This is a genomic window from Pseudooceanicola sp. NS-SX9, from assembly GCF_057380705.1.
In genome coordinates this window covers 274261-298800 of record NZ_JBXXRN010000002.1, presented here as the reverse complement: position 1 = coordinate 298800, position 24540 = coordinate 274261, and the positions used below count along the sequence as shown (strand labels likewise).

General features: G+C 68.5%; 19 protein-coding genes. 15 read left to right on the top strand and 4 right to left on the bottom strand.

All coding sequences use genetic code 11. The features are described 5' to 3' along the window. Window positions 1–6 precede the first annotated feature (6 nt). The 15 genes from iolE (AC2ITM_RS18355) (at window position 7) to AC2ITM_RS18285 (ending at window position 18004) form a co-directional block, all read left to right on the top strand. Window positions 7–915 (top strand): myo-inosose-2 dehydratase, encoded by a 909-nt coding sequence (gene iolE / locus AC2ITM_RS18355; protein ID WP_486469581.1) that lies wholly within the window; start codon window positions 7–9, stop codon window positions 913–915. A gap of 16 nt (window positions 916–931) precedes the next feature. Further along, window positions 932–2134 (top strand): Gfo/Idh/MocA family protein, encoded by a 1203-nt coding sequence (locus AC2ITM_RS18350; protein ID WP_486469580.1) that lies wholly within the window; start codon window positions 932–934, stop codon window positions 2132–2134. Next, window positions 2131–3186: a Gfo/Idh/MocA family protein gene (locus AC2ITM_RS18345; RefSeq protein ID WP_486469579.1), complete on the top strand. Its 1056-nt coding sequence runs from the start codon at window positions 2131–2133 to the stop codon at window positions 3184–3186. The genes AC2ITM_RS18350 and AC2ITM_RS18345 overlap by 4 nt, the downstream gene beginning before the upstream one ends. Before the next feature lie 113 nt (window positions 3187–3299). Beyond that, the gene (locus tag AC2ITM_RS18340; RefSeq protein ID WP_486469578.1) at window positions 3300–4331 is read left to right on the top strand and encodes a LacI family DNA-binding transcriptional regulator; all 1032 of its coding nucleotides are present in this window, start codon (window positions 3300–3302) and stop codon (window positions 4329–4331) included. A gap of 248 nt (window positions 4332–4579) precedes the next feature. After that, window positions 4580–5524: a sugar ABC transporter substrate-binding protein gene (locus tag AC2ITM_RS18335; protein WP_486469577.1), complete on the top strand. Its 945-nt coding sequence runs from the start codon at window positions 4580–4582 to the stop codon at window positions 5522–5524. A gap of 76 nt (window positions 5525–5600) precedes the next feature. Next, window positions 5601–6677: an ABC transporter permease gene (locus AC2ITM_RS18330; protein WP_486469576.1), complete on the top strand. Its 1077-nt coding sequence runs from the start codon at window positions 5601–5603 to the stop codon at window positions 6675–6677. A gap of 11 nt (window positions 6678–6688) precedes the next feature. Continuing rightward, complete coding sequence (locus AC2ITM_RS18325) at window positions 6689–7510, top strand: ATP-binding cassette domain-containing protein (protein ID WP_486469575.1); 822 nt, start codon at window positions 6689–6691, stop codon at window positions 7508–7510. Window positions 7511–7599: 89 nt separating this feature from the next. Next, window positions 7600–8499 (top strand): sugar phosphate isomerase/epimerase family protein, encoded by a 900-nt coding sequence (locus AC2ITM_RS18320; protein ID WP_486469574.1) that lies wholly within the window; start codon window positions 7600–7602, stop codon window positions 8497–8499. 9 nt (window positions 8500–8508) lie between these two features. Beyond that, window positions 8509–9519, top strand: coding sequence for a Gfo/Idh/MocA family oxidoreductase (locus tag AC2ITM_RS18315; protein ID WP_486469573.1), 1011 nt, complete (start codon window positions 8509–8511; stop codon window positions 9517–9519). Next, a complete protein-coding gene (locus tag AC2ITM_RS18310; RefSeq protein WP_486469572.1) occupies window positions 9512–10336 on the top strand; it encodes a TIM barrel protein in 825 nt (274 codons plus the stop codon). The genes AC2ITM_RS18315 and AC2ITM_RS18310 overlap by 8 nt, the downstream gene beginning before the upstream one ends. Before the next feature lie 105 nt (window positions 10337–10441). Beyond that, window positions 10442–12355 carry a bifunctional 5-dehydro-2-deoxygluconokinase/5-dehydro-2-deoxyphosphogluconate aldolase gene (locus tag AC2ITM_RS18305; RefSeq protein WP_486469571.1) on the top strand — a complete coding sequence of 638 codons (1914 nt, stop codon included), beginning with the start codon at window positions 10442–10444 and terminating at the stop codon, window positions 12353–12355. An 89-nt stretch (window positions 12356–12444) separates the two neighbouring features. Then, window positions 12445–14301 (top strand): 3D-(3,5/4)-trihydroxycyclohexane-1,2-dione acylhydrolase (decyclizing), encoded by a 1857-nt coding sequence (gene iolD / locus AC2ITM_RS18300; RefSeq protein WP_486469570.1) that lies wholly within the window; start codon window positions 12445–12447, stop codon window positions 14299–14301. A gap of 42 nt (window positions 14302–14343) precedes the next feature. Continuing rightward, window positions 14344–15252: a myo-inosose-2 dehydratase gene (gene iolE / locus AC2ITM_RS18295; protein WP_486469569.1), complete on the top strand. Its 909-nt coding sequence runs from the start codon at window positions 14344–14346 to the stop codon at window positions 15250–15252. 344 nt (window positions 15253–15596) lie between these two features. Then, the gene (gene iolB / locus AC2ITM_RS18290; RefSeq protein WP_486469568.1) at window positions 15597–16391 is read left to right on the top strand and encodes a 5-deoxy-glucuronate isomerase; all 795 of its coding nucleotides are present in this window, start codon (window positions 15597–15599) and stop codon (window positions 16389–16391) included. A gap of 209 nt (window positions 16392–16600) precedes the next feature. After that, the gene (locus AC2ITM_RS18285) at window positions 16601–18004 is read left to right on the top strand and encodes a sugar porter family MFS transporter (RefSeq protein ID WP_486469567.1); all 1404 of its coding nucleotides are present in this window, start codon (window positions 16601–16603) and stop codon (window positions 18002–18004) included. 30 nt (window positions 18005–18034) lie between these two features. Here AC2ITM_RS18285 and AC2ITM_RS18280 read toward each other — a convergent pair whose 3' ends face one another. The 4 genes from AC2ITM_RS18280 to AC2ITM_RS18265 all read right to left on the bottom strand — a co-directional run bounded on the left by AC2ITM_RS18280 (window position 18035) and on the right by AC2ITM_RS18265 (window position 23020). Next, window positions 18035–19060, bottom strand: coding sequence for a LacI family DNA-binding transcriptional regulator (locus AC2ITM_RS18280; RefSeq protein WP_486469566.1), 1026 nt, complete (start codon window positions 19058–19060; stop codon window positions 18035–18037). A 95-nt stretch (window positions 19061–19155) separates the two neighbouring features. Continuing rightward, window positions 19156–20481 (bottom strand): c-type cytochrome, encoded by a 1326-nt coding sequence (locus tag AC2ITM_RS18275; RefSeq protein WP_486469565.1) that lies wholly within the window; start codon window positions 20479–20481, stop codon window positions 19156–19158. A 3-nt stretch (window positions 20482–20484) separates the two neighbouring features. Further along, window positions 20485–22257, bottom strand: a complete 1773-nt coding sequence (locus AC2ITM_RS18270; protein WP_486469564.1) for a GMC family oxidoreductase — start codon at window positions 22255–22257, stop codon at window positions 20485–20487. 34 nt (window positions 22258–22291) lie between these two features. Continuing rightward, window positions 22292–23020: a gluconate 2-dehydrogenase subunit 3 family protein gene (locus tag AC2ITM_RS18265; RefSeq protein ID WP_486469563.1), complete on the bottom strand. Its 729-nt coding sequence runs from the start codon at window positions 23018–23020 to the stop codon at window positions 22292–22294. Between the last annotated feature and the right edge of the window lie 1520 nt (window positions 23021–24540).

Here is a 24540-nt window from a genome sequence, read left to right as displayed (position 1 = left end):
GGCCCCATGACCGATCCTATCCTTCTGCCCGAAACCGTCCGCCTGGGGGTCAGCCCGCTCAGCTGGACCAATGATGTCCTGGAGGACCTGGGCGGCGACATCCCGCTGCAGACCTGCCTGGACGAGGCCGCCGGTCTGGGCTTTGCCGGGGTCGAGCTGGGCCGCAAGTTTCCCCGCGATGCCGCCACGCTGGGCCCGCTGCTGCAGGCCCGCGGGCTGGCGCTGGCCTCGGGCTGGCATTCTGGTGGGCTGGCCGAGGGCGATCTGCAGACCGAGATCGCCGCCGTCGCCGCCCATGCCGCCCTGCTGCGCGACCTGGGCGCCGGGGTGATGGTCTATGGCGAATGCGCCATGATGGCCTCGCTCGATGCGCCGATGTCGCAGCGGCGACGGATGCCGCGCGATGCAGTGCCCGCCTATGCCGCACGGCTGCGCGGGCTGGCCCGCCATCTGCAGGATGATTACGGGCTGCGGCTGGCCTATCACCACCACCTGATGATGGTGGCGGAAACCTTCGACGAGACCTCGGCGCTGCTGGCGGCGGCGGGCCCCGAGGTGGGGTTGCTGCTGGACACCGGGCACGCCGCAGCGGCGGGGTTCGACTATGCCCGCCTGATCGCGCGCTTCGGCGAGCGCATTGCCCATATCCACCTGAAGGACCTGCGCGGGCCCGTCATGGCGCAGGTCCGCCGCGACGACCTGGGATTCAATGCGGGCGTGCGCGCGGGCATGTTCGCCGTGCCCGGCGATGGCGATGTCGATTTCGGGCCGCTGGTGCGCTTTGTCCGGCAGGGTGGCTATCGCGGCTGGATGATCCTTGAGGCCGAACAGGACCCCGCCCTGGCGCCGCCGCGCGCCACCGTGGCCCGGGGCCGTGCCTGCCTGCGGGCCCTGTTCGATCCCGCAACCACCTGAAAAAGGAGATGTCTTCATGACCCGCAAGGATCTTAACATCGGGCTGATCGGCTCGGGCTTCATGGGGCAGGCGCATGCCGATGCCTTTGCCCGGGCGGCGATGCTTTATCCCGACCTGCCGATGGTGCCGCGGCTGGCGCTGCTGGCAGATGCCACGCCGGAACGGGCAGCCAGCGCCGCTGCGCGCCTGGGCTTTGCCCGCAGCACCGGCGACTGGCGCGCGCTGGTGCGCGATCCGGGGGTTGATGTGGTCGACATCACCTCGCCCAACCTGCTGCACCACGAGATGGCCCTGGCCGCAATCGCCGCCGGCAAGCATGTCTACTGCGAGAAGCCCCTGGCCGTGACCCTGGAACAGGCCGAGGAAATGGCCGATGCGGCCCGGCGTCAGGGCGTGCTGACCATGGTGGCCTTCAACAACATCAAGACCCCGGCCGCGATGCTGGCCCGCCAGCTGATCGCCGCCGGAGAGATCGGCACCCCGATGCGGTTCCGCGGCTGGTTCGACCAGGGCTTTTTCAATGATCCCGACCTGCCGTTTTCCTGGCGCTGCACCCGGTCCGATGCGGGGTCGGGGGCGCTTGGGGATCTGGGCAGCCACGTGCTGTCGGTGGCGCAGTTCCTGATGGGCGACATCAGCGCCGCCACGGCTCAGGCGCAGACCTATTTCCCGACCCGCCCCGAAGCGTCTGACGGCATGGGATATGGCGCCAGGGCCGGGGCCGATGCCCCCCGCCGCAGGGTCGAGAACGAGGACCAGATCCAGGCGTTGGTGCGCTTTGCCAGCGGTGCCGGCGGCACGATCGAGGCCAGCCGCGTCAGCGCCGGCAAGGTCTTTGGCATCTACTGGGAGGTCTCGGGAACCGAGGGCACGATCCTGATGGATGGCGAGCGCTTCAACGAGCTGAAGGTCGCCCGGTTCACCGATCCGAAGGCGGACCGGGGATTCAAGACACTGCTGGCGGGCAGTCAGGTGCCCCAGTTCGGCGGCTTCTTCGGATTTGATTTCGGCGGCGGCGGCCTGGGCTATTTCGACGTCAAGGTGATCGAGGTGCACGACCTGATCCAGGGCATTGCCGCCGGGCAGTGCAGCCCGGATTTCGACTTTGGCGTGCAGAACGCCCGCATCATCGACGCCATGGAACGCTCTCTTCTGACGGGGGCATGGGAAACGGTCCGCGCGGCGCGGACCCACGACCGGCAAGGAGTACCCGCATGACCTTCCCCACCGCATTGCCCGCCGCGCGCGTGCCCGATCCGATGCAGGCCCCGGCGCTTCGCTGGGGCATCCTGGGCACCGGCTGGATCGCCGAACAGTTCATCGCCTCGGTGCGTGCCCATACCCGCCAGCAGATTGTCGCGGTGGGATCGCGCAGCCAGTCCGGCGCCGATGCCTTTGCCGCGCGCTGGCAGATCGGGGCCGCGCATGGCAGCTACGAGGCGCTGGTGGCCGATGACAGCCTGGACGTGATCTATGTCGCGACGCCGCACAACCTGCACCATGCCCATGTCGGCCTGGCGCTGCGGGCCGGACGCAACGTGCTGGTGGAAAAGCCGATGGCGCTGGACCGGGCCGAGGCGGCCGAGATGATCGACCTGGCGCGCGACCGGGGCCTGTTCCTGGCCGAGGCCCTCTGGACCTATTTCCTGCCCAAGTTCGACGTGCTGCGGCAGGTCTTCGACAGCGGTCTGCTGGGCGAGATCAAGTCGGTTCATACCGATTACGGCGAGCATTTCACCCGCGATCACCGGATCTTCAACCCGGCGCTGGCGGGTGGGCCGCTGCTGGATCTGGGCACCTATCCGGTCTCTTTGCTGGCCCGGCTGATGCCGCCGCCGGTGCAGATGATCGGGCAGGCCCAGGCTGATCCTTCGGGGGTGCATGGGGCGCTTTCGGTGGTGATGTCGGATGCCGCCGGCAACCAGGGGACATTGTCGACGACGCTTTATGGCTTTACCCCCACCAATGCCGTCATCGTCGGCACCGGCGGCACGGTCAGCTTCGACGGGCCGTTCAACCTGCCCGGCAGTTTCCGGGTGGCCTCGGCCGATGGTGGCACGGTGCTGCGCTACGATGAACCTGCGGGGCGGCATTTCGAGGGGCTTTTCTACGAGGCGGCCGAGGTCGCGCGCTGCATCGCCGAAGGCCGCCCCGAGACCGCCTGCCGGCCGCTCTCGGACACGCTGGCGACGATGGCGCTGCTGGACCGGATCCGCGCCGCGACCGGCATCCGCTTTGACGCCGCCCGTGCCCCGGCTGCGGTGTCCTGAGGCGGCCCGGCGCGGGGATCATGAAAGAAATCCCTCATCCGGGTTGATGAAGGCCTTTCATTGGTGACATCCTGACCCGCAACACCGGGGACACCGGGCCATCAGGAGGCAGCATGAAAAGACCGACCATCGCCGATGTGGCCCGGGCCGCCAATGTCAGCGTCGCCACCGTCGACCGGGTGATGACCGGTCGCGCTGCGGTGCGCGAGGAAACCGCGCGCCGCGTCCATGAGGCCGCGCTGAGCGTCGGCTATCACGGGGCCGAGGCGATCCGCCACCGGATCGTCAACGAACGCCCCGAACTGCGCCTGGGCGTGGTGCTGCAGAAAGAGCGCCACGCCTTCTACCAGGCCTTCCGCGAAGAGATCGAGACCCAGGCCCGCGCCTCGCTGACGCGCAACATCCGCACCCGGATGGTCTTTGCCACCTCGACCCGCCCCGAGGAGCTGTCCGAGATCCTGCTGAAACTGCGTGGCCAGGTCGACGTGGTGGCCGCCACCGGCATTGATCATCACGAGGTCACCGCCGCAGTGCAGGCCCTGCGCGACGACGGTATCGCGACCTTTTCGCTGCTGTCGGATTTTGCCCAAGGCGTGCGGGAAAGTTACTTTGGTCTCAATAACCTGCGGGTTGGTCGCACGGCCGGGTGGCTGATCTCGAAGGTGGCGCCCCGGCCCGGCAAGGTGGGGATCTTCGTCGGTGCCCACCGCTATCACGGTCATGAATTGCGCGAAACCGGCCTGCGCAGCTACTTCCGGGAAGTCGACGGCGGCTTTCGCATGCTCGAGGCGCAGATCAACCTGGAGACCCGCCAGCTGACCTACGAGGCCACCACCGAACTGCTGCACCGCCATCCCGACCTGGTGGCGCTTTATGTGGCTGGCGGTGGCATGGAGGGCGCGATCAGCGCCTTCGAACGCCACAGCCCCCCCGGCGAACGCGCCCTGCTGGTCAACGAACTGACCCCGGAATCGCATCGCGGGTTGCAGAATGGCACCGTTTCGATCGTCTTCGGTACGCCGATCCGCCAGATCGCCACCGATCTGCTGGCGCTCGCTATTGCCAAGGTCGATCACGGCCTGTCGGAAACCCCCGGCCAGCGCTTCTTCTTTCCGATGATCTATACCCCGGAAAGCCTGTCTTGATAGAAAGCTATCATTTCATGTGACGTTTCTATCAAGGATGATGGGAAACGGGTCATCAAGCGCGTTGACCCGGCCCGGTGTTTGGAGAAAGTTCAGCTTGCGGGATCGGAGGAGGATCCCGCGTCACCCGCGGCAAGACAGTCCCGTGCGGCCCGTTCCCCCCCCGGAATGCGGCCCCCGGAGACCTGCATCCGCGGGCACAGGGAGGCACCGGCGCAGGCCGGGCCAGAGCTTGGAGGAGCTGAAGAATGAAAACCTACCTGATCACGACCGCGCTGGTCGTGAGCCTGGCCGGGGCCGCGCAGGCCGAGACCATCGGCGTCAGCATGTCGCGCTTCGACGACAATTTCCTGACCGTGCTGCGCAACGGCATGATTGCCAAGGCCAAGGGCATGGACGGTGTCGACATCCAGGTCGAAGATGCCCGCGAGGACGTCGCCCGCCAGCTGGACCAGGTGAAGAACTTCATCGCGACCGGTGTCGATGCGATCATCGTCAACCCGGTCGATACCTCGGCCACCCAGGCCCTGACGGACGAGGCCGAGGCCGCCGGTGTGCCGCTGGTCTATGTCAACCGGATGCCGGTCAACATCGACACGCTGCCGGCCGACCAGGCCTTTGTCGCCTCGGACGAACGCGAATCCGGCACGCTGGAGACGATCCAGGTCTGCGACCTGCTGAAGGCCGCCGGCAAGACCGACGCCCGCGCCTATGTGCTGATGGGCACCCTGTCGAACCAGGCCGCGCTGCAGCGGACCCAGGACATCCATGACGTCATCGACCAGGGCAAATGCGCCGTCAAGCTGACCATCATCGACCAGCAGAGCGCCGACTGGCAGCGCGATGCCGCCCAGGACATGATGACGAACTGGCTGTCTGCGGGTGAACCCTTCGATGCGGTGATCTCCAACAATGACGAGATGGCGCTTGGCGCGATCCAGGCGATGAAGGCCGCCGGTGTGTCGATGGCGGATGTCGTGGTGGGTGGGGTGGATGCCACCCAGGATGCGCTGCTGTCGATGGCGGGGGGCGATCTGGACGTGACGGTGTTCCAGGATGCCGGTGGCCAGGGCGCAGGGGCGCTGGATGCCGCGCTGAAGCTGGCCCGCAAGGAACCGGTCGATCAAAAGGTCTATGTGCCCTTCAAGCTGGTCACCCCCGAGACCATGAAGACCTTCGTGCAGTCGAACTGATCTGTGCCGCCCGGGAAGGGGACGACCCCTTCCCGCATGGCCCGCCGCGCGGCGGGCACCCCCTGGGAGGAAACCCATGTCCGACACGACACACGGAACCGGCGGCCTGGCCTTTGACACGTCCCGCCGCAGCTGGCCGCCCGAGGTCGGGGTCGCGATCGCCCTGGTGCTGATCGTCGCCACCTTCGAGATCCTCGGCCGGCTGCTTTATGGCGAAAGCTTCATCTTCAACACCCGCGACAATGTCGAGGGCCTGTTCAACGTCCAGCGCCTGCAGGTGATCATCCTTCAGGTCTCGATCATCGGGATCATCTCGCTGGGTGTGACCCAGGTCATCCTGACCGGCGGCATCGACCTCAGCTCGGGTTCGGTGGTGGCGATGACGGCGATGATCGCCATGAGCTTTGCCCAGGTCGGCGCCATCAACGGCATGGCCAACAGCCGGGCGGTGTTCTTTGCCAATGGCTGGGTGGATCTGCCGACGATCCTGCCGGTGCTGATCGCGCTGGCCATCGGGCTGGCCGCCGGGGTCGTCAACGGCGCGCTGATCGCCTGGACCGGTATCCCGCCCTTCATCGCCACGCTGGGCATGATGGTGGCCGCCCGCGGCGCCGCGCAGTGGTGGACCGCCGGCCAGCCGGTGTCCTTCCCGACCCCGGGCTATGCGGCGATCGGCAAGGGGATGACACCGGTCTTCATCTTCGTGGGCCTGGCCATCCTGTCGCACCTGATCCTGAAATACACCGTCTACGGCAAGCACACCTATGCCATCGGCTCGAACGAGCAGGGCGCACGGATGGCCGGCATCAACGTCGGGCGCCACAAGGTGATGGTCTATGCCATGGCCGGGCTGATGACCGGGATTGCGGCGCTGGTGCTCAGCTCTAAGAACCTGACGGCGCAATCCGGCATGGGCATGATGTACGAGCTGGACGCCATCGCCATGGCGGTGATCGGGGGCATCTCGCTGCAGGGCGGGCGGGGTTCGATCCTGGGCACGGTGCTGGGGGCGCTGATCTTCGGCGTCATCATCTCTGGCTTCACCTTCCTCAAGCTCGACGCCTACTACCAGGAAATGGTCAAGGGCGCGATCATCGTCGGGGCCGTCGTGCTGGATCAATGGCGCCAGCGCCGCGCCGCCATCGGCCGCTAAGGAGAACCGTCATGAGCGATCTTCAGACCAACATCCGCGGCGCCGGCCACCCCGCCCCCCATACGGGAGAGGTGATCCTGCGCACCGAGGGGCTGACCAAGCATTACGGCGGCGTCCAGGCCCTGACCGACTGCAACTTCGAGATCCGCAAGGGCGAACATGTTGCCATCATGGGGGACAACGGCGCCGGCAAGTCGACCTTCGTGCGTCAGATCACGGCGGTCGAACAGAAATCCTCGGGCAAGATCTGGTTCGACGGCCGTTATGTCGAATTCGACGGCCCCCTCGAGGCCCGCGAGGCCGGCATCGAAACCGTGTTCCAGAACCTGGCGCTGGCCGATCACCTGGACGTGCCCGACAACCTGTTCCTGGGCCGCGAGAAGCGCCTGATCAACCTCGGGCCGTTTTCGATCCTGGATTACCGCGGCATGCGCGAGGCGACGCTGCGGGGCCTGGAAAAGACCGGGGTGAAGATCCCCAACATCTCGAACACGATCCAGAACATGTCGGGCGGCCAGCGCCAGTGCGTCGCCATCGCCCGCACCGCCACCTTCCATTCCAAGCTGACGATCATGGATGAACCCACCGCGGCCCTTGGCGTGCAGGAAACCGCCCAGGTCGAGAACATCATCCGCACGCTGAAGGAACAGGGCGAACCGCTGATCCTGATCAGCCACAACATGCGCCAGGTGATGGACCTGTGCGACCGCATCGTCGTGTGGCGCCGCGGTCGGGTCTGCGCCAACCTGCGCGTGTGCGACACCACCGGCGAAGAGGTGGTGGCCTACATCACCGGCGCCAAGACCCAACCGGACTACGCCGCGGCGCTCTGAGCGCCCGGTCCCTTCCCCCTTGCACACCGATCCGACGCGCCCCCGGGCGTGACCGGAGCGGTCATGCCCGAAAGACCCCCGGAGCTGTCATGAAGATTGCCATCGACCCGTTCATGCACCGACACCTGAGCCTGGAACAGCTGCCCTCGAAAGTGGCGGAACTGGGCTACGACTGGATCGAACTGAGCCCCCGCGCCGATTTCCTGGAATGGTTCAAGGCGCCCCGCGTCTTCCCCGACCGGGTGAAGGCGTTGCGCAAGGCGCTGTCGGATGCCCATGTCGGCATCGCCTCGCTGCTGCCGATGTACCGCTGGGCCTCGAATGACGAGGACGAGCGCCAGGCCGCCGTGCGCCACTGGAAACGCGCCATCGAGATCGCCGTCGAACTGGGTGTCGACACGATGAACAGCGAATTCGGCCGCGGCCCGCATCCCGACAAGGGCAGCTGCTACTGCTGCCACACCGGATCGCGGATCGAGGCCTGCGAGGACGCCTGGTGGCGCTCGATGGAGGAACTGGTGCCGCTGTTGGAGCGCGAGGGCATCCAGCTGAACATCGAACCCCACCCCGAAGACTGGGTCGAAACGCTGCAGCCCTCGGTCGATCTGATCCGCACGGTGAATTCCCCGAATGTGCGGTTCCTCTATTGCACGCCGCACACCTTCTATTTCGGCGACGATACCGTGGCCATGCTGAAGGAATGCGCCGACGTGCTGGCCCATGTGCATATCGCCGACACGTTCAACCACCGGGCCAGCTCGGGGCTGCGTTACATCCTGAACCCGCCGGGCACCCAGGCCCGCGTCCACCAGCACCTCAACATCGGTCAGGGTGAAGTGCCCTGGGACGATTTCTACCGCACCCTGGCAGAGGTGGGCTTTGACGGGATCATGACCGCCTGCGTCTTTGCCTGGGAAGAAAAGGCCGACGAGAGCGGCCGGTTCATGCGTGCGGAAATGCAGCGCTACATCGACACCTATTTCAAGTGAGATCCTGAAATGACTGTGAAAATCGGAGTCATCGGCACCGGCATGATCGGCCGTGACCACACCCGCCGCCTGTCCCGGGTGCTGACCGGCGCGCAGATCGTTGCCCTGAGCGACTATCACCGCCCGGCCGCCAAAGCCGTCGGCGCCGATCTGGCGCCCCAGGCCGTCATCCACGACACCGGCGAGGCGCTGATCGCCGATCCCAACGTCGATGCGGTGCTGGTCTGTTCGACCGGCGCCACCCACGAGGCCTATGTCCTGGCCGCCATCGCCGCCGGCAAGCCGGTGTTCTGCGAAAAGCCGCTGGCCACCACCGCCGAAGGGGCCCGCCGCATCCTGGAGGCCGAGGTCGCCGCAGGCCGACGGCTGGTGCAGGTGGGTTTCATGCGCCGCTACGACGCCGGATACCGGATGCTGAAACAGGTGGTCGACAGCCAGATCGGCGCGCCGCTGATGGTCCATGCCGCGCATCGCAACCCCTCGGTGCCCGAGCAATACGTGACCCCGATGGCGATCCACGACACCCTGATCCACGAGATCGACGTGCTGCGCTGGCTGCTGGACGATGATTACGTCTCGGCCCAGGTGGTCTTCCCGCGCCGCAGCACGCATGCCCATGCGGCGCTGGCCGATCCGCAGATCGTGCTGCTGGAGACCGCCAAGGGCATCCGCATCGACGTCGAGATCTTCGTCAACTGCCGCTACGGCTATGACATCCAGTGCCAGGTCGTCGGCGAAGAGGGGCTGGCCAACCTGCCCGAACCGATGGCGATCGTCACCCGCCAGGCGGCGGCGCTGTCGCAGCCGATCCTGACCGACTGGAAGCAGCGCTTCATCGACAGCTACGACGTCGAGCTGCAGGACTTTGTCGATGCCGCCGCCCGGGGCACTGCTGCGGGCCCCTCCAGCTGGGACGGCTACGTGGCCGCGATCTCCTCGGATGCCTGTGTCGAGGCACAGGAGAAGTCCGGCCAGATCATCCCGATCTCCCTGCCGGCGCGCCCGGCGCTTTATGCCTAAGGAGGCTGCCTTGGATTTTGCGATCAATCATATCTGTGCACCCAGCCTTTCGGTCGAGGCGTTCTTTGCCATGGTGCGGCGGCTGGGCTCTGACAAGGTCGAGATCCGCAACGACATTCCCGATGTGCTGGGCACCTACCCGCCCGAGGCGGTGCGCGATGCCGCCCGCGCCGCCGGGGTCGAGATCCTCTCGATCAACGCGCTCTATCCCTTCAACTGCTGGTCGGGCGATCTGCCCGCGCGGGCCCTGGCGATGGCCGATTACGCGTCGGCCTGCGGGGCCAGGGCGCTGGTGATGTGCCCCCGCAACGACGGCACGCCCGTTGCGCCCGAAGAGGTGGTGCGCGCCCTGCGCGAAATGGCTCCGATCCTGCGCGAGCGCGGCCTGACCGGGCTGGTCGAGCCGCTGGGCTTTCCGGTGTCCTCGCTGCGGCGCAAGGCCGATGCCATCGCCGCCATCGAGGCGGCCGAGGGGGGCGATGTCTATCGGCTGATGCATGACACCTTCCACCATCACCTGGCTGGTGAAACGCAGATCTTCCCGGACTGGACGGGCCTCGTGCATATCTCGGGGGTGACCGATCCCGGGGTCGCGGTGGATGACATGCTGGATGCCCACCGTGTGCTGGTCGATGACGGCGACCGGCTGTGCAACATCGCGCAGATCCGCGCCCTGATCGCGGCCGGCTACAGCGGCCCGTTCTCTTTCGAACCCTTCGCCGAAGAGGTGCATGCGCTGGCCGATCCCGAATCCGCCCTGCGCCGCAGCATCGACTTCGTGACGCGGGAAAGCGATCACGCCGCCTTCCTGGCGTGAGGGGCGAGCGGTCCGGTTCCCCGCCCCGCCGGGCGCCATCCCTTCCTCCCCGATGGCGCCCGGCCCTCAGCGGTCCGGGACGGGCCGAGACACTGGAGAATGAACATGATGAAAGACCTTGACGTATTGACGATTGGTCGAGCTGGCGTTGATCTTTACGGTTTGCAGGTTGGCGGTCGTCTTGAGGACATGGGGACGTTCGAGAAGTACGTTGGCGGCAGCCCGACGAACATCGCCTGCGGGACGGCGCGTCTTGGGTTGCGCTCTGGGCTGATCAGCCGTGTGGGCAATGAACACATGGGGCGCTTCATCCTTGAGGAACTGGCGCGCGAGGGGGTCGAGACGGCGGGGGTGAAGACCGATCCGGAGCGGCTGACGGCGCTGGTGATCCTGGGGATCCGCGACGCGGAGCAGTTTCCGCTGATCTTCTACCGCGAGAACTGCGCCGACATGGCGCTGTGCGAGGATGACATCGACGAGGCGCTGATCGCGCGGGCCCGGGCGGTGGTGCCCACCGGCACGCATCTGAGCCACCCGCGGACCCGGGCGGCGGTGCTGAAGGCGCTGGAGCTGGCGGCCAAACATGGCGCGCGCCGGGCGCTGGACATCGACTATCGCCCCAACCTGTGGGGCGTGGCGGGCCATGGCGAGGGTGAGAGCCGCTTTGTCGAAAGCGCCGCCGTCACGGCGCAGTTGCAGCAGGTGCTGCACCATTTCGACCTGATCGTGGGCACCGAGGAAGAGTTCCACATTGCCGGCGGCACGACCGACACGATCGCGGCGCTGCGGGCGGTGCGGGCGGTCAGCGATGCGGTGCTGGTGTGCAAGCGCGGTGCCGCGGGCGCCGTGGCCTTCGAGGGCGCGATCCCCGACAGCCTGGATCAGGGCCAGAGCGGCCCCGGTTTCCCGATCGAGGTGTTCAACGTGCTGGGCGCGGGGGACGGGTTCTTTTCCGGTCTGCTGAAGGGCTGGCTGGACGGCGAGGACTGGCCGGTGGCGCTGACATACGCCAATGCCTGCGGCGCCTTCGCGGTGTCGCGCCATGGCTGCACCCCGGCCTACCCGAGCTGGGAAGAGCTGCAGTTCTTCCTGGAGCGCGGGGTCGTGCGGCCGGATCTGCGCAATGATGCGGCGCTGGACCAGCTGCACTGGGCCACCACGCGCAAGGGCCACTGGCCCGAGATGCGGGTCTTTGCCTTCGACCACCGGATGCAGCTGGAAGAGCTGCCGGGCTATACGCCTGCGAAGGGTGGCGCCTTCAAGGCGCTGTGCCTGCGCGCGGCGCTGCAGGTGGCCGAGGGCCGTCCGGGGCACGGGATCCTGTGCGATGACCGGATCGGGCGGCAGGCGCTGCAGGCGGCCAGCGGCTCGGGGCTGTGGATCGGGCGGCCCTGTGAATGGCCGGGCTCGCGGCCGCTGACGCTGGAGCCGGATCTGGGCGAGGATCTGGGGGGGCTCCGGGCCTGGGCGCGCGAGAATGTCATCAAGGTGCTGTGCTTCTGCCATCCGCAGGATGATCCCGGCCTGCGTGCGGCCCAGGAGGCGACGGTGCGGCGGCTGTTCACGGCGGGGCGGCGCAACGGGCTGGAGTGCCTGCTGGAGATCATCCCCTCGAAGGTGGGTCCGGTGGACGAGGACACGACGGCGGTGCTGATCCGGCAGTTCTACGCGGCCGGGATCCATCCCGACTGGTGGAAGCTGGAGCCGCTGCAGAGCGATGCGGCCTGGGCGGAGGCGATCCGCGCCATCGAGGAGAACGATCCCCATACCCGCGGCATCGTGGTGCTGGGGCTGGATGCGCCCGAGGCGGAGCTGGCGGCCAGTTTCGCGGTGGCGGCGCGGCATCCGCTGGTGAAGGGCTTTGCGGTGGGCCGGACGATCTTTGGCGCTGCGGCGCGGGAGTGGATGGCGGGCCGGCTGGGCGATGCGGAGGCGGTGGCGCAGATGGCGGGCCGCTACCGGCGGCTGTGCGAGATCTGGGATGGCGCGCGGGCCCGTGCGGGACGCAGCGCCGCCTGAAGGGGCGGCGGCGGGGGCCAGCCCCCGCACCCCCGGAGTATTTTGGGCCAGATGACGGGGAAGCCCGTTGCGGCCGGGAGGAAGAGCGGATGACGAAGACCATCACGATGACGGCGGCGCAGGCGATGGTGCGCTGGCTGTCGGTGCAGCAGACCGAGGACGGTGAGCGGTTCATCGAGGGCGTCTGGGCGATCTTTGGCCATGGCAATGTGGCGGGGATCGGGGCGGCGCTGGCGGAGGCGCAGGAGGTGCTGCCGACCTGGCGCGGCCAGAACGAGCAGACCATGGCCCATGCGGCCATCGCCTTTGCGAAGGCGAAGAAGCGGCGGCGGGCGATGGCGGTGACGACCTCGATCGGGCCGGGGTCGACCAATGTGGTGACGGCGGCCGCGCTGGCGCATGTGAACCGGTTGCCGCTGCTGATCGTGGCGGGGGATGTCTTTGCGGGCCGGCGCCCGGATCCGGTGCTGCAGCAGGTCGAGGATTTCGACGACGGCACGGTCAGCGCCAGCGACTGTTTCCGGCCCGTCAGCCGCTATTTCGACCGCATCACCCGACCCGAGCAGCTGCTGAGCGCGCTGCCCCGGGCGCTGCGGGTGCTGACCGATCCGGCGGGCTGCGGCCCCGTCACCCTGGCCTTTTGCCAGGATGTGCAGGCCGAGGCGCATGATTTTCCCGAGGCGTTCTTTGCGCCGCGGGTCTGGCACATCCGCCGCCCGGCGCCGGATGCGGCCGAGCTGGCGCGGGTGGCGGCGCGGATCCGGGCGGCGCGGCGGCCGGTGATCGTGTGCGGCGGCGGGGTGATCTATGCCGGGGCCGAGGCAATGCTGGCGGATTTCGCGACGCGCCACCGGATCCCGGTGATCGAGACGCAGGCCGGCAAGTCGGCGCTGCCGCAAGCGCATGAGATGAACTTTGGCGCGGCGGGTGTGGATGGGTCGGCTGCGGCGAATGCGGTGGCGCGGCAGGCGGATCTGGTGATCGCCATCGGCACGCGGCTGCAGGATTTCACCACCGGGTCGCGGACGCTGTTCGGCGCCGGGGTGCCGCTGGTGGCGCTGAACATCCAGGCCTATGACGCCGCCAAGCATGGCGCCGAGAGCCTGGTGGCGGATGCGCGGGTGGGGCTGGAGGCGCTCGGGGGGGCGTTGCAGGGCTACCGGGGCGATCCGCCGGATGCGGCGGCGCGGGCGGACTGGCTGGCGGCGGTGGATCAGCATTGTGCGCGGCCCGCGGCCCAGGCGGCGCTGCCGACGGATGCGCAGGTGATCGGCGCGGTGCAGCGGGCCAGCCGCGCCGATGCGGTGGTGCTGTGCGCGGCAGGCACCATGCCCGGGGCGCTGAAGCTGCTGTGGCAGGCGGGGCAGGGGGGCTATCACATGGAATACGGCTACAGCTGCATGGGCTACGAGGTGGCCGGTGCGATGGGGCTGAAGCTGGCCTGCCCGGAGCGCGAGGTGATCTGCTTTGTCGGCGACGGCAGCTACATGCTGGCCAATTCAGAGCTGGCGACGGCGGTGATGCGGCGGATCCCCTTCACCGTGGTGCTGACCGACAACCGCGGCTACGGCTGCATCAACCGGCTGCAGACGCTGGGCTGTGGCGGGGTGGCGTTCAACAACATGTATGTCGATTGCGCCGTCGAGGCCCAGCCCGAGATCGACTATGCGATGCATGCGGCGGCGATGGGGGCGCATGCGGTGAAGGTCGCCGGGACCGACCAGCTGGAGGCCGAGCTGGCGGCGGCGCGGCAGCGTCAGATCCCCACGGTGCTGGTCATCGAGACCCAGGCCCGCGATTTCCCCGGCACCGGCCTGCAGAGCGCGTCCGGCGCGCCCGGCTGCTTCTGGGACGTGGCCGTCCCCGAGACCGGCGGCCCCGAGAGCACCCGCGCCGCCCATCTGCGCTATCTGCAGAATGCCGCGCGGCAGCGGCTGCTCAACTGACGGCGGGCGCCTGCCCTTTTTCCTTCCTGTACGGAGAGACCGATGATCCTGTTCGGCACCAACCCCATTGCCTGGTCCAATGACGACGACTGGTCGATCGGCGACCACCTGAGCCTTGCGGACTGCCTGTCCGATTGCCGCGAGATCGGCTTTGACGGCATCGAGAAGGGCCACAAGATGCCCGATGACGGCCCCGCGCTGCGTGCCGTTCTGGATGGCTACGGGCTGCGGTTCGCGGCCGGGTGGTTCTCGACCAACCTGCTGGTCAACGACCTGCAGACCGAGGTCGCCCGGCTGCGCGACTGGATCGCCTTCACCCGTGCCGCCGGTGGCAGCCATGTCAACGCCTGCGAATGTTCGAACACGGTGCATGGCACGGATGCGGTGGCGGTCAATGACCGGCCGGTGCTGTCGGAGGCCGGCTGGGAGCGGTTCTCGGCCGGGTACGAGGAGCTGTCGCGGATCGCCCGCGAGGAGGGGGTGGCGATGGGCTATCACCACCACATGGGCACGATCATCGAGAGCGCGGCGGATATCGAGCGTTTCATGGCGATGGCGGGGCCGCATACGCGGCTGCTGCTGGACACCGGGCATGCCTGGTTCGGCGGCGCCGATCCGGCGGTTCTGGCGGCGCGCTACATGGACCGGGTCAGCCATATCCATTGCAAGAACGTGCGCCCCGGCATCGCCGCCGAGGTCCGCGCCCAGGGGCTGAGCTTTCTTGAGGGGGTGCGGCGCGGTGCCTTCACCGTGCCCGGCGATCCCGAGGGGGTGGTGGATTTTGCCCCGGTGCTGAAGGCTGCGGCCGAGGCGGGCTATGACGGCTGGATCGTCATCGAGGCCGAGCAGGACAGCGCCCTGCGCGATCCGCGCCATTACCAGCAGATGGGGTTGCGCAGCCTGCGGCAGATGGCGGCCGAGGCGGGTCTGATCCCGGCGGCGGTGGCCTGATGGCCGCCCCGCGCCGGGCGCTGGCCGGGCCGCGTGGCACCGACGGCTGGCCCGTGCCGCCCGCCGGTCTGCGGCGCGGCCTGGCCCGGAGGGGGCTCGGCCCCACCCTGGCCCCCGGCCCGCTGGCGGCAGGGGCTGTCGGGGCGGGGCGCCCGGGGCTCTGGCCCCCGCGCCATCCGCCCACTTGCCGCCGCCCCGGAAGGGGCCGCGCCCATCCCGCCCCGCGGGCCGCAGGGCAGGGCCGGACGAGGCGCCTGGTTGCGCCACCCCCGGCCCGGTTCCGGGCCTGTTGACCTGCCGTCCCGGGGCCATGGCGGCCCCGGACCCCACTGAAAGGATCCCTCATGAGCCCCCTTCTGAAGAAACCCTTCGGCCGGCATGGCGAAGTCCACCGCATCACCCCGCAAAGCGCCGGCTGGCGCTACGTGGGCTTTTCCCTGCACCGGCTGCGGCCGGGCGAGAGCACCGCCGCGCTGACCGGCCCGCGTGAGGTCATCCTGGTGCTGGTCGAGGGCCGGGCGCGGATCACCGCCGCGGGCCGCGACTGGGGCGAGCTGGGCGAGCGGATGTCGGTCTTCGAGCGCCTGCCGCCGCACAGCCTCTATGTTCCGGACGGCAGCGAATGGAGCGTCGAGGCCACGACCGAATGCACCCTTGCGGTCTGTTCGGCACCGGGTCGGGGCGGCCATCCGGCGCGCCGCATCGGCCCCGAGGGGATCACCCTGACGGCCCGCGGCGAGGGCACCAACACGCGCTACATCAACAACATCGCCATGGAGGCCGACGACTGGTGCGACAGCCTGCTGGTGACCGAGGTCTTCACCCCCGCGGGCCACTGGTCCAGCTACCCCAGCCACCGCCATGACGAGGACGACTTTCCCCGCATCACCTACCTCGAGGAAACCTACTACCACCGCCTGGACCCGGGCTGCGGCTTTGGGCTGCAACGGGTCTATACCGACGACGGCCAGCTGGACGAGACCATGGCCGTAGCGGATGGCGACGTCGTCCTGGTCCCCCGCGGCCACCACCCCTGCGCCGCCCCCCCGGGCGTCCAGATGTACTACCTCAACGTCATGGCAGGACCCAAAAGACACTGGCGCTTCCTCCCTGCACCGCAACTCAAACACCTCTTGTGATCAGGAGGAAGCGATGAAACCCATGCGCCAATGCCGGGTGTGTGGCCCCGGATCCGCCCCGGAGGAACGCTGACCGTCCGGGTGCCGCCACAGGCTGGCACGGATATTTTCACCCAAAGCATTTTCAGGGCTCCCCCCGGGGGGCCGCCAGATCCGCCGTTCCGCTGCAGGAGAGGCAGCGGGACGCGCGGAACGAGAGGAGGACTAGAATGAGCTATTCAGACACGGGCGCCGCGGCGACGGCCCCCGGAGGCCGGGCCGAACCGCATGTCCGCCGGATGAGCATCCTGGTGATGGTCGCCACCTTTGGCGGTTTGCTGTTCGGCTATGACACCGGCGTCGTCAACGGCGCCCTCGGGCCGATGCGCAGCGACCTTGGCCTGAGCGCCACGACCGAGGGCTTCGTTGTCTCGATCCTGATCTTCGGCGCGGCCCTCGGGGCGCTGAGCGGCGGCTACCTGGCCGACCGCTTCGGGCGGCGGCGCAATATCCTGGGCCTGTCGGGGCTGTTCATCCTGGGCACCCTGGGGGCGGCGCTGGCGCCGGATTGGGAAGTGCTGGCGCTGTTCCGCTTCCTGCTGGGCCTGGCCGTGGGCGGGGCCTCGACCACGGTGCCGATCTATCTGGCGGAATGCGCCCCCGCCGACCGCCGGGGCAGCCTGGTCAGCCGCAACGAGCTGATGATCGTCTTCGGCCAGTTCGCCGCCTTCGTGATCAACGCGGTCATCTACAACATCTGGGGCAGCTACCCGGGGATCTGGCGCTACATGCTGGTGATCGCGGTGCTGCCCGCCATCGCCCTGCTGCTGGGGATGCTGCGGATGCCGCCCAGCCCGCGCTGGCTGACGGCCACCGGCCGCCATGACGAGGCGCTGGAGGTGCTGCACAGCATCCGCCCCGCCGAAGAGGCCCTGCGCGAACATGCCGAACTGCGCCGCCTGCATGCCGCCGAGCGCGCCCGCCCGCCCCTCTGGCAGGAACCCTGGGTCCGCCGGCTGATCTGGATCGGGGTCGGGCTGGGGATCTGCCAGCAGCTGACCGGGATCAATGCCGTCATGTATTACGGCACGCAGCTGCTGCAGGATGCGGGCTTTTCCGCCCGCGCGGCGATTGTCGCCAATATCCTGAACGGGGTCACCAGCCTGGCGGGGATCGGCGTCGGGCTGCTGCTGATGAACCGGATGCCGCGGCGCTGGCTGCTGCTGGGCGGCTTCGGCCTGATCGCCGTGCTGCATGTGATGGTGGGCGCGGCCGCCCTGTGGCTGCCCGAAACCGCCGCCAAGCCCTATGCCGTCATGGCGCTGATCGCGCTGTTCGTCTTCCTGATGCAGGGCACGGTCGGTCCGCTGGTCTGGCTGCTGCTGGCCGAGATCTTTCCGCTGGGGATCCGCAGCTTTGCCATGGGGGTTTGTGTCTTCGCGCTGTGGATTGCCAATGCGGCGCTGACCTTCGTCTTTCCACCGCTGGTGGCGGGCCTTGGCATCGGCGCAACCTTCTTCCTGTTCGCGCTGATTGCCGCCGTCTCGTTCCTGTTCGTCTGGCGGCGCGTCCCCGAGACCATGGGCCTGTCGCTGGAAGCGGTCGAGGCAGGTTTCCGCGAGGGGCGCTTTTGATCGCGACGGGGGGCTGGCGACGGCCCCCCGTCAGGCGGTTTCGGGAATGCGGATCTCGACCGGAACCTCGTGCAGATCCGGGGCCGGGGGCGGGCCGAACAGGTGCCAGGTTTCCAGCACCTCAAGGGCGGTGCGGATGACGCGCTCGGACGGGTGGCTGAGGACCGCGGCCATGCGACCCTCCTGCAGGGCCCGGATCGTCGCCGCCCCAAGCTCGGTCGAGATCAACGTCAGATCGGGGCGCGCCCGGGCCTGCGCCCGCAGCACCCCCTCGATGCCGCCACCGGCCACCATGATGGCGCTCAGCTCCGGGTGCCGGGCCAGCAATCCGGTGGTCAGCCGCTCGGCCTCTTCGTCGCTTTCGAGGGTCTCCAGCGGCGGCAGGATGCGAAGGCTGCTGCCCCGGGCGCGCAGCTGGTCGATGAAGCCTTCGACATAGGCGGCCTGGGCCCGGTAACGCTGTGATCCGGTCAGCACCGCCACCGTGCCCGGACGCGGGTGCAGATGATGCATCACCCAGCCCGAGCCGCGCCCCATCTTGCCGCCATCCGCTCCGATGAACCCCGCCCGTGCCGGGCTGCCCAGATCCGTCAGCAGCGCCAGGACCGGGATGCTGCGCGCGGCCAGGGCCTCGACCTCGGCATTGATGGCGGGGGTGTCCATCGCCACCACCGCGATGGCATCGCAGCGCTCGCCCAGATGGCGCATCGCGGCGACGGTTGCCGCTTCGGTCAGACGGGGCAGGTGATGCACCAGGATGCGGGTCCGCAGCTGCCGCGACAGCCGGGCCTCGGCCTCGATCGCCTGGGCGAAATCGCGGTAGAAGCTGCGTTCGGCGGTGTTCAGCACGAAGCCAAAGGTGGCGGGCGGGGCGTTTTCGCTCAGCCGGTCGCGGATCACCGGGACGCCGTAGAAATTCAGCCTTTGCGCGGCTTCCAGCACGTTCAGCACGGTGGCCCGCTGAACCGGGCTGCGCCCGTTCAGAATGCGGTCCAGCGTCGACAGGCTGACGCCCGCCGCCTGGGCCACATCCTGCATTGTTGCGCGCCGCGCCATGTCGTCTTCCTTGTGCTGCCCGGATCAGCCCTAGCCGAGCGGCCCCCGGGGGGGCAATGGGAACCGGGCGCCAGGGTGGCGCCCGGTTCCGTGCCTTAGTGGCCCAGCACGTCGCGTGCGGCCAGCGTGGCACGCAGCCCCGCCACCTGCGCGCGATCCACGGCCGGTGCCGCGTTGCCCCAGCTGTTGCGCACATAGTCCAACACCTCGGCGATCTGCTTGTCGTCCATCTTCCAGGCGAAGGACGGCATGCCTGCGCCGGTTGGCCGGCTGTCGGTGGCTGCGGCCCGGGCCCCGATCAGCAGGGCATGCACGGCATTGGTCGGATCACCCTGCAGCGTGTGGTTTCCCGCGAGCGCCGGGGCCAGCAGGCCCATCCCCTCGCCCCGGACCCCGTGGCAGGCGGCGCAGTTGACCTCGTAGGCCAGCGCGCCGCGCTGCATCGCGGCAGTTCCCGGATCGAGCGGCTGCGGCGGCGCCCCGGCGGCGGCGGGCACCGATTTGAGGTAACGCGCCATCGCCAGCAGGTCATCCCGGGTCAGGTATTGCAGCGAATGCTCGACCGCCTCGGCCATCGGCCCCGAGGCCATGGCATGTCCGTTGGTCCCGGTGCCAAGGTAATCGGCCAGCGCCTGCGTGCTGTCCGCCCCGATGCCCAGATGCGGGTTCGAGGTGATGTCGGGGGCAAACCAGTCGCCCAGCGACGCCCCCTGCAGATAGCGGCCCGCGATCTCGGCCCCAAGCGCATTTCGCGGGCTGTGGCAGGCCGAACAATGCCCGCCCGCATCCACCAGATAGCGGCCCCGGTCGGCCCCCGTGGCATCGCCGTCAAAGCCTCGGTTGTCGAAGAACAGCATGTCCCAGCCCAGCATGGCCAGGCGGATGTTGTAGGGGAAGGCCATGCCGCCGTTCTCGTCGATGCGGTTCGATACCGGCGCCAGGGTCGACATGTAGGCCCAGAGGTCGTGCATGTCCTGATCGGTCAACTTGGCATAGGCGGTATAGGGCATCGCGGGATAGAGGAATCCCTTGCTGCCCTGCCCGTTGCGCACCGCGTCGAAGAAGTCGCGCTCGGTCATCGCGCCGATGCCGGTGGCGCGGTCGGGTGTGATGTTCGACGACACCAGCGTGCCGAAGGGCGTGGCGATCCGGTAGCCGCCGGCCATCTCTCCCTGGTCGCGGGTGTGGCAGGCGGCGCAGTCGGCGCTGCGCATCACGTAGGCGCCACGCTTGATGGCGGCGGCATCGGTGCTGTGCACATCCGCCAGCGCCACCCGGTCATCCGCCCCGCCGTTGCGCGCGGTGCTAGCGGTGCGCCAGGCCCAGCCGCCCGCTGCCGCGGCCGCAATGACGGCCAGCAGCGCGATGCCGATGCCGATCTTCCTGCGGCGCGGCGCCGTTTTCACCATGGGTTTTGCCATTTGTTAAGCCTCCACCAGCGGGCCGGGGTTGCGCAGATAGGTCTGATGGATCGCCTGGGCGGTGCGGATCGCCAGCGCGCCCACCGTCCCCGTCGGGTTGTAGCCCGAGTTCATCGGGAAGACCGAGGCCGAGCAGATGAACAGGTTGTGGCAGTCCCAGCTTTGCAGATAGGGGTTCACCGCCGAGGTCTTCGGATCTGCCCCCATCGGCGTACCGCCGATGACATGGTCCGAGGCGATGATCGAGGTGGTGAACGGCTTGTCGGCGAAATTGAAGGGCGTGATGTGCTGCGCGCCCATCTCGCGGGCGATCTCGACCGCGCGGTCCATGGTGAATTTCGCCATGTTCCGGTCGCTTTGCGAATAGTCGTAGGTCAGGCGCAGCAACGGCTGGCCAAAGCGGTCGCGATAGGTCGGATCCAGGTCCAGATAGCCCTGCTTGATCGGCATCGACGAGCCCTGGTTGAAGATCGTCGTATAGCCCTGGTAGCTGTCCCGGTAGGCCTGCTTGAAGCCCGCGCCCCAGCGGGGGGCGCCTTCGGGCAGCTTGCCGGCCTTGCTGATCGGCGCCCCGTCGCGCGCCAGCGTCAGCATCCCCGCGCCATGCAGGAAATCAAGGTCGCTGTGGTCAAAGTTGTCGGCGTTGAAATCGTCGATCTGGCTGCCCAGGCCGCCGGCGCCGATGAAGGGGTTCATCTGCTCGCCCTCGATCCACATGTCGACGCCCGACACGGTCTGGAAGCTGAAGTTGCGCCCGATGACGCCCGACTGGTCGCGCGGATCATAGGGCTGGCCGATGCCCGACAGCAGCATCAGCCGGGTGCTGTCGACCTGGAAGGCGGTGATGCAGACGATGTCGCCCTGCTGGCTGTGTTCCCGGCCCTGCGCATCGACATAGGTGACGCCGGTGACGGTCTTGCCGTCGGCGGCCTTGTCGATGCGGATCACGCAGCTTTCCGTCAGCAGGCGGAAGTTCGGCCGCCGCATCAGCACCGGCAGCACGCAGGCCTGCGGCGAGGATTTCGAGAAGTTGCCGCACCCGAAGCCCAGGCAGAAACCGCAATAACTGCAGGCCCCCATGCTGACGCCCAGCGGGTTCACATAGGGCTGGGACAGGTTGGCGACCGGAATGGTGAACGGGTGATAGCCCATCCGCTCGGTTGCGGCATTGAACACCTCCATCGAGCGCAGCGTCTTCAGCGGCGGGGTGGGGTAGTCGCGCGCGCGCGGCCCCTCCAGCACGTTGCCGCCGGGGATCTTCGTGCCGGCGATGTTGCCCGCCTTGCCAGAGATCCCGGCGATGCGTTCCCAGCGGTCGTAGAAGGGTTCCAGCTCGTCATAGGTGATGCCCCAGTCCTGCAGCTGCAGCTCGCCGTCCTCGGCGCGGGCCAGGCCATAGCGTTCGATGGTCTTGGAACGGATTTCGAAATCGTAGGGGTTAAAGCGCCAGGCCATGCCGGCCCAGTGGAAGCCCGCGCCGCCAACCCCGCCGCCCAGCTCGAAGATGCCGAAGTCGCGCTGCGGTGCGGCGGTCTGCCCGAGGGTGTTGCGGAAGGTCAGGGTGTTGTCCTTCGGCGGAGAGAACAGCTCCTTGCGGATGCCCCACCGCAGCTCGTCGGGATCGACGGCCGGGGGCGTGTGGGTCGAGGTGTCGGTCCAGGGGCCGCGGTCGATTGCCACGACGTTGAGGCCCGCACGGGTCAGTTCTTCGGCCATGAGCGAACCCGCCCAGCCGAGGCCGACGACGATGACGTCGGCTTTGTCCTTGGTTGCCATATCTGCTGCCTTGCTATGGGGCCGATCCGCCGCGTCAGTCGCGCGGGATCAGGCTGACAGGTTCGAGGTCGAGCTTTTCGCCCACCCGGTCGACGTAAAGCCGGTAGTCGTAGCGCGCGCCGGGAAAGCCGATCAGCTTCCAGCCCGCCATGTCCCGGTTGCCGCCATAGATCGGATCGGCGAAATACCCTTCGCGGACGTTCTGCAGCATCAGTTCGAAGAAGGCCTTGGTGTTGATATCGGCCCCGAGGCTGAGCGAGCCGTCTTCCATGCCGGTCAGGATTTCATCCTGGCGATTGGGCTGCAGGTCGGCGAAAGCGGCGCCATCGGTCTTCTGCGCATAGGCGTCCAGTGCCTTCAGCCCGGTGTCGTAGCGTTCGCGCGGGGTTGCGATGAACTGCGGTGCCTGGGTCAGCGCATCGTCGCCGGGCCGCTTCGGCCCCGCGCGATACAGCTGCGCCCCCGCGCCGAACCGCCCCGCCAGCTGGCTGTCCAGGAAATCGACACAGCCTGCCTGGCTGGCCGAGGGGCCCAGATCGTCGGCCGGGATCAGCCGGTCGAAGACCGCGGTCACGGTGCGGCGGGCCGTATCGTCGGTCAGCACCTGCATCTGGCCGCCCCTCAGGGCGGGGCTGGGCAGGAAGGCCTGGTCCAGGGCCATGGTCGTGGGATAGCCGCGCATCTCGGCGGCGGCGGCACGGCCGGCAACGGTCCCTGCGGCGGCCATGGCGCCGAAGGACAGCAACGCTTCGCGTCTGTTCATCGTGTTCACTCGCTTCTGCGCCGGAGAGAGAGGCCGGCGATGGGGCCGCTCCGTCCGGCCGGACACGACAGGGCAGGGCGATCGCCGCTGCGACAGGCAGGGCGATGCGCCTGCGGCCGGGGCAGGAGACGGAGGGTCGCGTGCCGGATAGGCGTGGCGTCCGGCCGTGACAATCGGCCGCCCGCCGGAATGCGGCCGGGCGTCGCCAGAACCTCTCAAAATGAAAGAAGGGAAGGGGGGTGCCGCCCGGGAAACCGGCTGCCGTGGCCGGGCCTGTCCCGTGTGGCCCGAACGCTCCTGCCCCGGGCCTGCCGTAGCGACATCCGGCGGGTCGGATCGATGATGGATCTGCTGGCGCCCGGGTCCAGCGGATGCCGTCCCAAGGCGAAATCCCGCCGGGCGTCCTGACCCGGCCGGGCAGATGGCAGACCCCCAGCGACATCCGCCAGATCCGCGCCGCCGTGGCGATTGCACCGGTCTTTCGGATCTGTCGCGTCCCCGGCGGGGGCCCGCCGCCGCGCCGACAAGGGCTGTGTCATTCGCTGCCCCATCCCGTTTGCGTCATGGATCAGGCGAAGCGCCACAGCCGGGAAAGGCCAGGATGTGGGGCGGTTCTGCGAACCGGACACCTCTGTCGGGGAAGGATGGAGGGGCTGGGGCCGAAGGCCGAGTTCAAGCTGACCATCAGGATCTTGCCACCGGTCGCGATCAGCTCGGATCGCGGCGGATGGCACATCGTCAGCCATGCCACGAGGCAGTACAGGGCCATGCAGGTGCCTGCCCGAGCGGCCATTTGGACGGACCCTGCCCCTCCCTTCGGACATCGCCGTGCAATGTCCTGTCGGGAGGCGAACCGGCGGAACCCGACCCTGGCCTTCCAAGGGGGCGGCCCAGGTCCCGCAGGCGGCAATGCCGGGCCCTGTCCTTCCCCGGCCGGATCGGCATGCACCGTACCTCCCGCGCATATCGTTGCCGCTGGATCTGCGCATCCTGCGATGACGGACGGGCTTGGGCATGGTCATGCAGCCCGTCTGACCGCATGGCCGCGCGATGTGACACCTGCACCGGCTGCGGTGCGCCTCAACGCGCCTTGCCACCGGTCTGTCCCGGGTGACACCGCGCGCGTCTGCTGAGGAACCGGAACAGCTACGGCGCGGCGTGCGCAGCCCGAGACTTCTGGGACCAATCGGCCGCTGACGAGCGCGTCAGGGGCAGGCGGTCAAAACCGCTATCTGACGGACAAGCGCCCGTTCGGTGGCATGCTGGCACATATGGCGCATCGCCTCCTGAACGTCTTCGGACCAGAGCGCTTCGAGCGCGTGCCATGGATCGGGCCCCGGGGCCGCCACGCGGACGTTCACCAGGGCACACAGCCGCCGTGCTGCAGGCGGACAGCAAAAGCATGCGCGGGCACCGTGCCGCGTTGTGCGGTTCGGGCGGCCGGCCATCGGTCGACCCTGAACGCATGTACCGGATGCTGCAAAGGGGCCGGCGGGCCGGGAAAAGGCCCGAGAGCGCCG